11 protein-coding genes are annotated in these 12,943 nt (G+C 58.4%); 7 read left to right on the plus strand and 4 right to left on the minus strand.

All coding sequences use genetic code 11. The features are described from left to right. Positions 1–30 precede the first annotated feature (30 nt). Positions 31–1,734 carry a sulfotransferase family protein gene (locus AB4N92_RS04455; RefSeq protein ID WP_010208578.1) on the minus strand — a complete coding sequence of 568 codons (1,704 nt, stop codon included), beginning with the start codon at positions 1,732–1,734 and terminating at the stop codon, positions 31–33. A 185-nt stretch (positions 1,735–1,919) separates the two neighbouring features. Beyond that, the gene (locus AB4N92_RS04460; RefSeq protein WP_029529069.1) at positions 1,920–2,891 is read right to left on the minus strand and encodes a glycosyltransferase family 2 protein; all 972 of its coding nucleotides are present in this window, start codon (positions 2,889–2,891) and stop codon (positions 1,920–1,922) included. Between the two features lie 595 nt (positions 2,892–3,486). Between AB4N92_RS04460 and AB4N92_RS04465 the strand changes: the two genes are divergently transcribed. Next, positions 3,487–4,875 (plus strand): FAD/NAD(P)-binding protein, encoded by a 1,389-nt coding sequence (locus tag AB4N92_RS04465; RefSeq protein WP_042571896.1) that lies wholly within the window; start codon positions 3,487–3,489, stop codon positions 4,873–4,875. Positions 4,876–4,928: 53 nt separating this feature from the next. On the opposite strand, the gene AB4N92_RS04470 is transcribed toward AB4N92_RS04465, so the two are convergent. After that, the gene (locus tag AB4N92_RS04470) at positions 4,929–5,789 is read right to left on the minus strand and encodes a DMT family transporter (RefSeq protein ID WP_236267033.1); all 861 of its coding nucleotides are present in this window, start codon (positions 5,787–5,789) and stop codon (positions 4,929–4,931) included. A gap of 406 nt (positions 5,790–6,195) precedes the next feature. Between AB4N92_RS04470 and AB4N92_RS04475 the strand changes: the two genes are divergently transcribed. Together AB4N92_RS04475 and AB4N92_RS04480 are read left to right on the plus strand one after the other, a co-directional pair. Beyond that, positions 6,196–6,987 (plus strand): CPBP family intramembrane glutamic endopeptidase, encoded by a 792-nt coding sequence (locus AB4N92_RS04475; protein WP_047540334.1) that lies wholly within the window; start codon positions 6,196–6,198, stop codon positions 6,985–6,987. A gap of 73 nt (positions 6,988–7,060) precedes the next feature. After that, complete coding sequence (locus tag AB4N92_RS04480; RefSeq protein WP_010208570.1) at positions 7,061–8,626, plus strand: methyl-accepting chemotaxis protein; 1,566 nt, start codon at positions 7,061–7,063, stop codon at positions 8,624–8,626. Between the two features lie 84 nt (positions 8,627–8,710). On the opposite strand, the gene AB4N92_RS04485 is transcribed toward AB4N92_RS04480, so the two are convergent. After that, positions 8,711–9,403: an alpha/beta family hydrolase gene (locus AB4N92_RS04485; RefSeq protein ID WP_236267032.1), complete on the minus strand. Its 693-nt coding sequence runs from the start codon at positions 9,401–9,403 to the stop codon at positions 8,711–8,713. A 79-nt stretch (positions 9,404–9,482) separates the two neighbouring features. On the opposite strand from AB4N92_RS04485, the gene ccoN reads away from it, so the two are divergent. From ccoN to ccoP, 4 genes are read left to right on the plus strand one after another with little or no spacing between them, the layout of a single operon-like run. Beyond that, positions 9,483–10,907, plus strand: coding sequence for a cytochrome-c oxidase, cbb3-type subunit I (ccoN, locus tag AB4N92_RS04490; RefSeq protein WP_021490914.1), 1,425 nt, complete (start codon positions 9,483–9,485; stop codon positions 10,905–10,907). A gap of 10 nt (positions 10,908–10,917) precedes the next feature. Beyond that, entirely contained in the window at positions 10,918–11,526 is a 609-nt protein-coding gene (gene ccoO, locus AB4N92_RS04495; RefSeq protein ID WP_010208565.1) for a cytochrome-c oxidase, cbb3-type subunit II, read from the plus strand. A 3-nt stretch (positions 11,527–11,529) separates the two neighbouring features. Continuing rightward, complete coding sequence (locus AB4N92_RS04500; protein WP_010208563.1) at positions 11,530–11,730, plus strand: cbb3-type cytochrome oxidase subunit 3; 201 nt, start codon at positions 11,530–11,532, stop codon at positions 11,728–11,730. After that, positions 11,727–12,674: a cytochrome-c oxidase, cbb3-type subunit III gene (ccoP, locus tag AB4N92_RS04505; RefSeq protein ID WP_021490915.1), complete on the plus strand. Its 948-nt coding sequence runs from the start codon at positions 11,727–11,729 to the stop codon at positions 12,672–12,674. The genes AB4N92_RS04500 and ccoP overlap by 4 nt, the downstream gene beginning before the upstream one ends. Positions 12,675–12,943 lie beyond the last annotated feature (269 nt).

Raw genomic sequence — 12,943 nt, forward strand, 5'->3', positions numbered from 1 at the left:
CAACGGTTCTTTGACATAAGCCAAAGCCACCTACTTAATTTGAGGGTCCAGCGTCGCGTTTTGCAATGACTCCGCCACACCTACTGGCGTCATCTCTCTACGCGATACCAGTAAATATGCGCGTTCCAACGCGTCCTGTTGCTCCTGTACGATTCGTTCAGCGTGAGCCAGAGCATCCGAGGTTTGAATAAGCTGAGCATTGAGTTTCTGCATCTCTGCCAGACGCTCAAAAGCAAGTCTCTCTGCTTCCAGTAAGCCTGCTTGCATCGCATCTCTTTGCTGGAATGCCTGCTGTTGCTCAACGACGATGCCTTCGGCGCGGGAAAGCGCGGCACTCATTTCGATCAACTGAGCATCGAGCTTTTGTATATGTTCCAAACGTTCAATCGCGATCAACTCAGCCCCACGGAACAGAGTATAGGCGTCGTTTTGACGCTCGAGCGCAGCCTGTTGATCCGACACGATGTGCTCAGCACGGTCAAGCGCGGCACTGGTTTGACTCAATTGGGCATCAAGCCTATTTATGTGCTCCAAACGCTCAACCGCAAGTGTTTCGGCGTCGCGAAGACGGCAATCAAGCGCTTCTATTTGCGCTGATGCTTCTCGCTGAAATTGAGATTCAGCCAACGGCGAGTGCGCGCCCGTGGCCTGGTCGACAGGCTCGCTACCGAGCTGCTCGTTTGCACACTCAAGCGTCGACCGCTGTTCCAACACAATCAGTTCAGCGCGGGCCAGAGCATCACTGGTCTGAATAAGCTGAGTATCGAGTCTCTGCATCTCATCCAGACGTTCGACTGCCAATTTTTCAGCCATTGCCAATCCCTCACTCAAAGCAACAATTCGGGACTCTAAGGTCGAAAGCTGCCGATCATCCTTGTAAAACGCTTGTACTGACAAAAGTTTCGGGATGATATCACGCTGAAATTCAGATGTTATACGAATCCACTGAGCACTCTCTCGAAAGGCCCTGGGGGTCATGCCCTCCTCGATAGCACCATGCACAGCCTCATAAGCTCTCAGAACTAGCCCCGGGAGGCTCAGATGTCGGGCGTCCGAGCCATGGGATAATGTTGGTGCAATGAAGTCGCCGGCGAAGCGCTCAACGGTGTCTTGGGCGGGTGTCAACTTAAGCCAGCTCGCGACGTCTGAAAGAAAGTCGGCCGGTTGCAAAAGCAAATGATCGAATGCGAAAAATCGCATGTCTTCAGCGTTATCTAAGTATTCCAAGGCCCCAAGCAAATGTGTCATCCACAGCCAGGCCCCACGCTCAACGGAAATGCCATCACGTCGAGCCAGCGAATGCACTACCTCGGCTGGATGACGCACCACTAACATCAGCTGCGGCTTGACCTCCAACTGCGAGAACACTCTCCCCCAAAAAGGGGCCAACTGACACATCCGTGGGTCTTTGAATCCCCAGGCAGGCGCGTCGCCAAACAAACCTCGGACCAGCTCGACAGCTTCACCGACATATGCCTCCCATTGCCCTCCACTCCCCAACACTGGAGGCAAGGGGGAGTCCCAGCGGCAGTTCTGCAAGGCAAGCAGCCTGTTATTGAACTCGACAACCTGGCGCTCTTCGAAATACCCCTTGGGATTCCATTCGTCGCCTTGATACAAAGAACTTCCCATGCTCAGGCCGAGCTGCTCAAGCCCCGCAGCGATAGCGCTGGTGCCACTGCGATGCATCCCCAGAACGATCACTACATTTTTATTCGCGTCAACTGGATGCATTATCGAACACTCTAATATTGGCTAACTTGAAAACAGGGACCGGGACAGTTCTAGCACTCAAGTGCCTATCTATGATCGCAAAAGCAGAGCGTAGCGCCCTCGAAAATCACCGAAAATTGGCCGTCGCCAACGACGTGCTGACCAAAGCTCATCCGCTGAATGTGCGGATTTACGCTCGAGAGAATTCAGAGCTTCTTCATTATAGTTGCCAGCAGAAGCCCCAAATTCCCCAGCAGGGTTTGCCGGTAAAGTCCCGCCAACCAGACACCAGAGATTCTGCGAAAGACGGTCTGCGTCCGTGCTTGCTTGAAGCACTCAAGCGTCCCTTGATTTTGCTTGCACAAACGGTGTTGCATGGCATCGAGGGCCCGGATGTTCTGGTCATTCCATTCATGGAAACGCCCTTGAAAAACCATCCGCAATCGAACTAATCGTGCCGCCCAACCAGCATTACTACCAATCACATTCTCAGCATGCTGACGATATTTCATCTTAGGCTGCGGATCATAGTGAACACGTCCGCCTGCCCCCGAGATCAACTGATAAAGCCACCAGTCGTGAGCAGGCACACTCAGGTCGTAGCCCGCCTCGCACAACAGCGCACGAGCGGCTTTGTTGAAAACCATCGTGTTCCCCCCCGCAATACTCTGAACCAGTGCATTGCCAAAACCGGGAGCGAGTCGAAAACGCGGCGAATAGCCGAGATGCACGCCCGTTTCGCTGATCAACTGAGTACGACCGCAATAAAGCGCAGGCACATGGGTTGGCACGGTTCGCAACCACGCCAGCGCCACCTCCAGCTTGTCCTCGCTCCAGATGTCGTCTTGATCGGACCAGGCAAAGAAATCTGCATCATCCACTCGATAGGTCAACGAGAGGAAATTGGCAGCGTATCCTCTCTTAGGCCCCATCATTATTCCCAGGCGAGCATGACCCCAGCGGCGACCGTAGTCTTCCAACAGCGAAAGGGTTCCATCCTGAGAACCGTCGTCCGACACCATCAACGTCCAGTTGGAATGGGTCTGCCGTTCAAACGAGTCAAGCTGCTCTGCAAGGAATGCCTGGCCGTTGTACGTACACATCAATACGACAACTTTTGCTTCGCAAACATCGCTTGGTTGAAGACGAGAAGGACTATGCAATGTAGTAATAGACACAAATATCCCGCTGCAACGCACTTACTCGCCTGTAGGAATCTGCGGTATGTGCCCTAAGAAAGCTGGAATTATTGCAGTTATATTCAGAACGTACAATCTTGTATCACAACCAATGGTCGGGCGTAATAGTCAGGCCTGGCACGGCCCGGAAGGCTGCATGGCACACACCTTGAAGCTAGAGCGCCTGAAAGGTGAAAATCGCCGGCTTAACCCACCCAGAAATATCCATCGGGTTATTACTAAGACGTTACTCGTGAAAGAATTTTTGTGCTATGGGCTATATGACTAACTTGGCGCCAAGGAACAGTGACAGCATGGCCTGTAAGAAAGTTCACTAATTATAGCCAAGCACGTACTTAACTTTTGATCGATATGGCTCATTAACATCATTCGAGCTTCTGAGTTTTAATTCCCTATATAGCCGCACGCCCATTGACCCCTATCAATAAACGCTCGAGCCTACCCGTTGAGCACTGGAATGGTGCCGCCATCCGCGTCACTATGCGCTCATCGCTTGCAGGACCACCCGCCCTCAAAAAAAATTGGACGTCTCACGTTGTCAGGTGAGCCCCCCCCCATCCACACTGGAGCAAGGATGAAGACCCAGACCATCGCAATTATTGGTGCAGGCTTTTGCGGCTCGACGCTAGCAGTGCGTTTACTGCGTAATCCAACCGGCGCGCGACAGAAAATCCTGTTGATTAGCCGGCCTGGCGCAATTGCGCGTGGCATTGCCTATGGAACCCGCTCTTACGCGCATCTACTCAACGTCCCCGCGGGCAGAATGAACGCCCTGAGTGACGATGAAGACAGTTTCTATGCGTTCGCCAAGAACCATGATTCCAACATCACGTCCGGATCCTTTGTGCAAAGACGCCTTTACGGTGACTATTTGGAGTCATTGTTGAGCAACGCCTCGCAAAACGCAGCTAAAGGTTGCGAACTGCACAATGTCATCGGCGAGGTTGTTGAGGTGATACCCAACGCAGAGCGTGATGGGGCGCGCTTAATCATGAACAACGGCGATCATTTGGAGGTCGACAAGGTCGTCTTGAGTATCGGCAGCTGCGCCCGCCAAAAACCGTCCAGCGCAGCAGGGCACCAACTGTTTTACGCAAACCCGCGCTACATACATGACCCCTGGAAAGCCGACGCACTCAGCAATGTCGGCTCGGACGCCCCCATTTTTCTCATCGGTAGCGGACTGACGATGCTGGACGTCGTGCTTGACCTGCGTGACCGTGGGCATCAGGGAATGATTTATGCCGTATCTCGTCGAGGCCTCGCCCCACAACCTCATCGGGTGCTGAACGCACGCCCTTCTTATGATGAACACCTGTCCCGACGAATGTTAGACAACTGCACGATCCGTCACTATCTGCGCACAGTCCGTGACGCAATCATGCACCAAGCGCGTACCGGGGGGGACTGGAGGGACGTCATCGGCGGGCTCAGGTCAACCACGGCTCAACTATGGCATGCACTGCCCATTATCGAGCGACAGCGCTTTTTGCGTCATGTGCGCCCGTACTGGGATACTCATCGCCACCGTTGCGCCCCACAGCCAGGAGCACGCCTGCAGGCCGAGATCGCCAGCGGCAAACTCAAACTTTTTGCGGGACGGGTAACCGGCTACACCCCCAATGAAGATCATGTCAGTGTAAGTTTTCAACGCCGGGGCACCTGCATCCAGGAAAGCATTGAAGTCGGCGCAGTGATCAACTGTACGACACCGGCATTTGACCTGCGAGAATTGGACGACCCCTTACTGGAATCACTGCGAATCGGCGGCCTGCTGATTCCGGACGCACTTGGAACAAGCATGGCCATCGCCCCTTCCGGCGCTCTGGTAGGGTGTGACGGGACAGAATCAAGCTGGCTGTATTATGTCGGCCCCTTCCTCCAGGCACGTGACTGGGAAGCGACGGCTGTACCGGAATTACGCGAATACGTGAAATCCCTGGCCGAGACACTGAGCCAGTAGCCCCTCCGGCCTGGCTCTCCTGCGCCCACAACGACGCAGGAGGGCACGCGTCCCTAACCTTTGCGAAACACAAACACCAACCCAACAATGATCAACCCCATCCCCAACACGCTCAGCATCGCGAGCCTGTTGCCAAAGATCAGGTAGTCCATCACCGCCGTCACCGCCGGTACCAGGTAAAACAGACTGGTGACGTTCACCAGGTTGCCCCGGGCGATCAGGCGGTACAGCAGTAGCGTTGCCAGCAACGATACCACCAGCCCCATCCACAGCACCGGCAGGTAAAAGCTGCTGCTGTATTCAAAGTGGAACGGCTGAAAGGGTACGAATACCGAACACAGCAGCAGCCCCGCCAGGTACTGCACCGGCAGCGTGCCCAAGGGGTTGTCGGTGATGCGCTTCTGCATGATCGAGCCGAAGGTCATGCTGGCCAGGGCCAACAGCCCGAACAGCATGCCCGCCAGGGACATGCCGGACAGACCGATGCCTTGATACACCACCATGATCAGCCCCGCCAACCCGAGGCCCAGCCCGAACACGCGGCGCAGCGAACGCTGGCGTTCCATCAGCACCACGGTGAGGATCGGCTGTACGCCCATGATGGTTGCCATCACGCCGGGGGTGACGCTCAGGTCCAGGGCCAACAGATAGAAAATCTGGTAGGCCCCCAATAACACCAACCCCGTCGCCACTGCGTACAACAGGGGCTTGCCGGGGCGCGGCAGTTTCAACTTGAGGATTGGTATCAGCACCATCAGGCCCGCGAGAGCGATGGCAAAGCGGATGAGCAGAAACGCGAAGGGGGACGCGTGGGCCAGGCCCCATTTGGAGAAGATCGCCCCGCTGCTCCACAGCAGGACAAACAGGCTCGTCGAGGCCGCCGCGGCCACGGATTGTTTCGAAAGAACAGACATGGTTACCACCTGTAATCAGGCAAAAAAGCCGACTCAGCAAAAGCTGAAGTTCAAGGTTTTTTCAGGCGGGCAGACGGGAACAGCAATCAGCTGATCAGCCCGAAATACCAACACCCGGCGGTGATACGACTGCGTACACCGGCGTGCTGCTGACAGGTGGGGGGTAGTGACTGATCTGCACAGGCTGCTTTTCTCCGCACGGCTCGACTGCAGCGTTGACCGCTGAATCGACTACTGCTGTGCGCTGGAGAGCTGACATGGGCTGATCTTGTGTGAAGGGATGAAGAGACTCGGACTATAACCAGCCGTTGATAGGTTTTGCAATCACCCTGAATGGCGGAGTTTTCATGTGGGCCCTGCGAGATGGCTCGCTATAATGCCGCCCAGATTTTTCCAAGGACTCCCCATGATCGCATTGCCCTGGCTGTACCTGGCGCTTCTTTCCATCGGCTATCTGCTGGCCTTGATCTACGGGCAGCTGGGGGCGCTGGCAGGCGTGTCCATCGCCCTGCTGCTGATCGCCGCCTACGCCGTACGCCAGCAACGCACGCCGTGGGCGCGCTACCTGGGTCACGGGCTGTTTATCGTATTGGCCCTGGGCCTGGCGATGCACTGGTTGCCCGGCTTCTACAACGGACGTGGCATTGCGCCGCAACGCCTCACGGACGATGCCGTGCCCTTCTCGATGTACCTGAACCAGGACAAACCGCTGATTGGCTTCTGGCTGCTGCTGGCCTGCCCGTGGATTGTGGCGCGGCGTTCGCTGCGTTTATCGATCTGCGTGGCCGCCCTCGCCTTGACGCTCACCGCCATCGCGGCCTTGGGCGGCGCCGCCTTGCTGGGGATGATCACCTGGGCGCCGAAATGGCCGGAACAGGCCTGGTTATGGGTGCTGAATAATTTGCTGCTGGTGACTCTTGTCGAAGAAGCGCTGTTTCGTGGTTATGTCCAAGGCGGCTTGAGCAGGCGCTTCAAGCACCTGCCCTATGGAGAAAACCTCGCGTTGCTGCTGGCATCCCTGCTATTTGGCCTGGTGCACCTTGGGGCAGGCTGGCATTGGGTACTGCTGGCGAGCATTGCAGGCGTCGGTTATGGCCTGGCTTATCGCTTTGGCGGACTGGGTGCAGCCATTGCCACGCACTTTGGCCTGAATCTGCTTCACTTCGGGTTGTTTACCTACCCGATGCTGGCCAGCTGATTATTACAAAATTAAGCTAAATAAAAGCCCGCTGCGGCCGACAACCCATGAAAGCCTTGCGGATTGAACAATCATGCGTAATAACCAACCCGTTACCCAGCGCGAACGTACCTTCCCCGCTCAGCAACGGTTGATCTCCACCACAGATGCCAAAGGCGTGATCACCTACTGCAACGACGCTTTCGTCGAGATCAGTGGGTTCTCCCGCGACGAACTGGTGCGTGCCCCGCACAACCTGGTGCGTCACCCGGATGTGCCGCCGGCGGTGTTCGCGCACATGTGGTCCACGCTCAAACAAGGCTTGCCATGGATGGGCATCGTCAAGAACCGCTGCAAGACCGGTGATCATTACTGGGTTAACGCCTACGTGACGCCCGTTTTCGAAGGCAATCAGGTGGTCGGCTACGAATCGGTGCGCATCAAGCCCACCGCCGAGCAGATCCGCCGTGCCGAAGCGCTCTACCACCGCATCAACCAGGGCAAGTCGGCGATCCCCCAACGGGACAAGTGGCTGCCGGTGTTGCAGGACTGGCTGCCGTTTATCCTGGTGAGCCAATTGAGCTTCATGATTGGTGCGTCGCTGAACTCCCACTGGGGCTTTGCCCTGGCGGCGGGGTTGTCGGTGCCGTTGGGCCTGCTGGGCCTGAGTTGGCAACAGCGCGGCCTCAAACGCTTGCTGCGCCTGGCTGAGCAGACCACGTCCGACCCGTTGATCGCGCAGATGTACACCGACAGCCGTGGCGCCCAGGCGCGTCTGGAAATGTCGATCCTCAGCCAGGAGGCACGTCTGAAGACTTGCCTGACGCGCTTGCAGGACACCGCCGAACACCTCAACGACCAAGCCGCGCAGTCCAACACCCTGGCGCATAACAGCTCCAGTGGCCTGGAACGCCAGCGCGTCGAGACCGAACAGGTGGCGACCGCAGTCAATCAGATGGCAGCCACCACGCAGGAAGTCGCCAGCCACGTGCAACGCACCGCCGATGCGACCCAGGAGGCTAACCGCCTGACCGGTCGCGGCCGCGATATCGCCGGGGAAACCCGCGAGGCGATCCAGCGTCTGTCAGTGGCCGTGGGCGAGACCGGTGTGACCGTCACCCAACTGGCCAAGGACAGCGATGAAATCGGCGGCGTGGTCGATGTGATCAAAGGCATTGCCGACCAGACCAACCTGCTGGCACTCAACGCCGCCATCGAAGCGGCCCGTGCCGGCGAGATGGGCCGTGGTTTTGCGGTCGTCGCCGACGAAGTCCGTCAACTGGCACAGCGCACCGCTGAATCAACCGGGCAGATCCATGCCTTGATCGCCAAGCTGCAGCAGACCGCTGCCGCCGCCGTGCAAACCATGGACGCCGGGCATCGCCAGGCCGAAGAAGGCGTGGCGCGGGTGATGGAGGCCGATCAGGCGTTGGTGGGCATCAGTGAAGCGGTGGCGCATATCACCGACATGACTACCCAGATCGCGGCAGCGACCGAAGAACAAAGCTCGGTGGCAGAAGAGATCAGCCGTAATATCAGTACGATTGCGCTGTTGGCGGACCAGACGTCGGAACAGGCGATGAACTCGGCGCAGTTGAGTGAAGAGCTGACCCATACGGCGAATACCCAGTATTCGCTGGTAGAGCGGTTTAACCGGTAGATCGCTTTCGCGAGCAAGCCCGCTCCCACATGTTGATGTGTGAATGCATTCAAATGTGGGAGCGGGCTTGCTCGCGAAGGGTCCCTAACAGGCGCCGAGAAACTCAGCGACCTTCACCGCCGCAGCCGCCAAATGCTGCTCATGCGTAAACCCCGACGCCTTCAACGGCTTCAAATCATGATCCCCCGCCACCAACCACATCACCTCGATGCTCGGCGATAACACATACCCCTCCACCGTCGCCCGATTCCCCAGGGCATCGCGCTCGCCCTGCACAATCAAGGTCGGCGTCTTCAACCCAGCCAGATGCTCAGTGCGTGGTTTCTCCGGTTTACCCGGCGCATAGAACGGATACCCCAGGCACACCAACCCATCGGCGCCCACTTCATCAGCCAATAAACTGGCCATGCGCCCGCCCATGGACTTGCCGCCAATGGCCAGTGTCCCAGCGACATGACGTCGCACCTCGGCCGCCACCTCGCGCCAGGCTTCCAGCAGTTTCGGTGCCGGGTTCGGCGGGCGCTTGCCGCCGTCGACACGGCGTTGAGCCATGTAGGGAAACTCGAAGCGCAACACGCTGACCCCATGCCCGGCAAGGCGTGCAGTCATGTCGTTCATGAAGGATGAGTCCATCGGTGCACCAGCGCCGTGGGCCAGGATCAGCGTCACAGGTTCACGTCCCGCAACCGTCGACGCGACATCCCACAACCAGCCGTGTTCCCGCACACACTGCGCCCATTGATCCCCGTCAATACTGGCCTTGTGCTCTTTGCCCATGCTTGCCTCGCTATTCAGTCTGCCTATAACTCCAGCCCAAGTGCCGCACTTGCTTGGGTTGAACCGTGGATGGGGAACCATGAACACTACTTTAAGTACCGCCTATAACTACAAGGTGGTCCGCCAATTCGCCATTATGACGGTGGTGTGGGGCATCGTCGGCATGGGGCTCGGGGTTTTTCTCGCCGCCCAATTGGTCTGGCCTGCACTCAACTTCGACTTGCCTTGGACCAGTTTCGGCCGCCTGCGCCCGTTGCACACCAACGCGGTGATCTTCGCCTTCGGCGGCTGCGCGCTATTCGCCAGCTCTTTCTACTCGGTGCAACGCACCTGCCAAACCCGGCTGTTCGCGCCGAAGATCGCCGCGTTCTGCTTCTGGGGCTGGCAGTTGGTCATCCTGTTGGCCGCAATCAGCTTGCCGCTGGGCTACACCAGTTCCAAGGAATACGCCGAGCTGGAATGGCCGATCGACATCCTCATCACCATCGTCTGGGTGGCCTACGCCATCGTGTTCTTCGGCACGGTGATGAAGCGCAACACCAAGCACATCTACGTCGGCAACTGGTTCTTCGGTGCGTTCATCATCACCGTGGCGATCCTGCATATCGTCAACAACCTGGAAATCCCGGTCAGCCTGACCAAGTCCTACTCCCTCTACGGCGGTGCGACGGATGCCATGGTGCAGTGGTGGTATGGGCATAATGCGGTAGGCTTTTTCCTCACCGCCGGTTTCCTCGGCATGATGTATTACTTCGTGCCCAAGCAGGCCGAGCGTCCGGTGTATTCCTATCGCTTGTCCATTGTGCACTTCTGGGCGCTGATCACCCTGTACATCTGGGCCGGCCCACACCACTTGCACTACACCGCGTTGCCTGACTGGGCACAGTCCCTGGGCATGGTGATGTCGCTGGTGCTGCTGGCACCGAGCTGGGGCGGCATGATCAACGGCATGATGACCTTGTCGGGTGCCTGGCATAAATTGCGCAGTGACCCGATTCTGCGCTTCCTCGTCGTCTCCCTGGCCTTCTACGGCATGTCGACGTTCGAAGGCCCGATGATGGCGATCAAGACCGTCAACGCCCTCTCCCACTACACCGACTGGACCATCGGCCACGTACACGCTGGCGCCCTCGGTTGGGTGGCGATGATCTCCATCGGCGCGCTGTACCACATGATCCCGAAAGTCTTCGGCCGCGAGCAGATGTACAGCCTAGGCCTGATCAACGCGCACTTCTGGCTGGCCACCATCGGCACCGTGCTCTACATCGCCTCGATGTGGGTCAACGGCATCGCCCAGGGCCTGATGTGGCGTGCAATCAACGAAGACGGCACCTTGACCTACTCCTTCGTCGAAACCCTGGTGGCCAGCCACCCTGGTTTCATCGTGCGGCTGGTGGGCGGTGCGGTGTTCCTCTGCGGCATGTTCCTGATGGCTTACAACACCTGGCGCACCGTGCGTTCGGCGCAGCCCGTCGAAGCCACCACCACTGCGCAGCTGGCCTGAGGAGTCTGTGATGAAACACGAAACGATTGAAAAGAACGTCGGCCTGCTGATGCTGCTCATGGTGCTGGCCGTGAGCATCGGCGGCCTGACCCAGATCGTCCCGCTGTTCTTCCAGGACGTAACCAATAAACCGGTGGAAGGCATGAAGCCCTACACCGCGCTGCAATTGGAAGGCCGTGACATCTACATCCGCGAGGGCTGCGTACAGTGCCACTCGCAGATGATCCGCCCGTTCCGCGCCGAGACCGAACGCTATGGCCACTACTCGGTGGCGGGCGAAAGCGTGTGGGACCACCCGTTCCTGTGGGGCTCCAAGCGCACCGGCCCGGACCTGGCACGCGTCGGCGCCCGCTACTCGGACGACTGGCACCGCGCGCACTTGTACAACCCGCGCAACGTGGTGCCCGAGTCGAAAATGCCGGCCTACCCGTGGCTGGTCACCGCCGCCGTCGACAGCAGCCACACCGAGACCAAGTTGAACGTGATGCGCACCCTCGGCGTGCCGTACACCGACGACGACATCAATGGTGCCGTGGCCAGCCTCAAGGGCAAGACCGAGATGGATGCACTGGTCTCGTACCTGCAAGTGCTCGGCACTGCCATCAAGAGCAAGAGGTGAGCCATGGGATTTGAATTCGATGCGGGCACCATCCGCGGCCTCGGCACGCTGGTGGTTGCTATCGCCTTTATCGGCCTGTCGTTGTGGGTGTTCAACAACCGGCGCAATGCGGAATTCGAGCAGGCGCGCCTGCTGCCCTTCGCCGATGAACCTTCTCCATCCGACGCTCAAGAAGAGCCTGCAATAAGGAGCACTCGGCCATGACCCTATTCTGGAGTACATGGATCTGCGTACTGACCCTCGGCAGCCTGATCGGCCTGACCTGGCTTTTGGTCGGCACCCGCAAGGGCGAGACCAAGGGCAGCGTCGACCAGACCATGGGCCACGCCTTCGACGGTATCGAGGAATACGACAACCCGCTGCCCCAGTGGTGGTTCATGCTGTTCGCCGGCACCCTGGTGTTTGCGGTCGGCTACCTGATCCTCTACCCGGGCCTGGGCAACTGGAAAGGCGTGTTGCCAGGCTATCAAGACGGCTGGACCCAGACCAAGGAATGGGACAAGGAAATGGCCAAGGCCGACGCCAAGTTCGGGCCGATCTTCGCCAAGTTCTCGGCCATGCCCGTGGAAGAAGTCGCCAAAGACCCGCAAGCGCTGAAAATGGGCGGTCGCCTGTTTGCCTCCAACTGCGCGGTGTGCCACGGCTCGGACGCCAAGGGCGCGTTTGGTTTCCCGAACCTGGCGGACAACATCTGGCGCTGGGGCGGTTCGGCCGAGGCAATCAAGACCACCATCCTGAACGGCCGTCATGCCGCGATGCCGGCCTGGGGTGACATGCTCGGCGATGAAGGTGTGAAAAACGTCGCCGCCTATGTGCGTCACGACGTGGCCAAGCTGCCCCTGCCGGCTGACAGCACTGCCGACCTGGCGGCTGGCCAAACGGCGTTCAACACCACCTGTGTTGCCTGCCACGGTCCGGAAGGCCACGGCATGGAAGCCATGGGTGCGCCCGACCTGACCAAACCGGCCGGCTACATCTATGGCACCAGCCTCGCGCAGTTGCAGCAGACCATCCGTCACGGCCGCCAAGGCCAGATGCCGGCGCAGGAAGTGCTGCAAGGCAATGACAAGGTGCACCTGTTGGCCGCCTACGTTTACAGCCTATCCCACAACGCTGATGGCGCAACGCCAGAAAGCCAGCCCGAGTAACCCCTGAACTGCCGCCCCACAATGGGGCGGCAGCTCGACTTCGCACGCGACCAAGTGTCACACCCTTCCAAAGCCCACCTTTCCCCCCCTCACTTTCGGGTCTACGCTTGTTCCCAAGCCGGACCAATCCTGGCGTACGCGACGGCATTCGTTGCGACCCCAAAATTTTCCTGTCCACTCGATCAGCTTTTTATTTCGAATTTTGTCCTTACGCCAAACATGGAAAGGGCGCAGAATCTGGCGTGGAACGCATTGATACAGGTCAGCCA

This window comes from Pseudomonas sp. S3_A09, from assembly GCF_054668065.1.

Coding starts and splice junctions, on each gene's coding strand:
- AB4N92_RS04485 (WP_236267032.1), bottom strand. CDS start 9,403: ATGGGCAAAGAGCACAAGGCCAGTATTGACGGGGATCAATGGGCGCAG.
- AB4N92_RS04480 (WP_010208570.1), top strand. CDS start 7,061: ATGCGTAATAACCAACCCGTTACCCAGCGCGAACGTACCTTCCCCGCT.
- AB4N92_RS04455 (WP_010208578.1), bottom strand. CDS start 1,734: ATGCATCCAGTTGACGCGAATAAAAATGTAGTGATCGTTCTGGGGATG.
- AB4N92_RS04470 (WP_236267033.1), bottom strand. CDS start 5,789: ATGTCTGTTCTTTCGAAACAATCCGTGGCCGCGGCGGCCTCGACGAGC.
- AB4N92_RS04475 (WP_047540334.1), top strand. CDS start 6,196: ATGATCGCATTGCCCTGGCTGTACCTGGCGCTTCTTTCCATCGGCTAT.
- AB4N92_RS04465 (WP_042571896.1), top strand. CDS start 3,487: ATGAAGACCCAGACCATCGCAATTATTGGTGCAGGCTTTTGCGGCTCG.
- ccoP (WP_021490915.1), top strand. CDS start 11,727: ATGACCCTATTCTGGAGTACATGGATCTGCGTACTGACCCTCGGCAGC.
- AB4N92_RS04500 (WP_010208563.1), top strand. CDS start 11,530: ATGGGATTTGAATTCGATGCGGGCACCATCCGCGGCCTCGGCACGCTG.
- ccoO (WP_010208565.1), top strand. CDS start 10,918: ATGAAACACGAAACGATTGAAAAGAACGTCGGCCTGCTGATGCTGCTC.
- ccoN (WP_021490914.1), top strand. CDS start 9,483: ATGAACACTACTTTAAGTACCGCCTATAACTACAAGGTGGTCCGCCAA.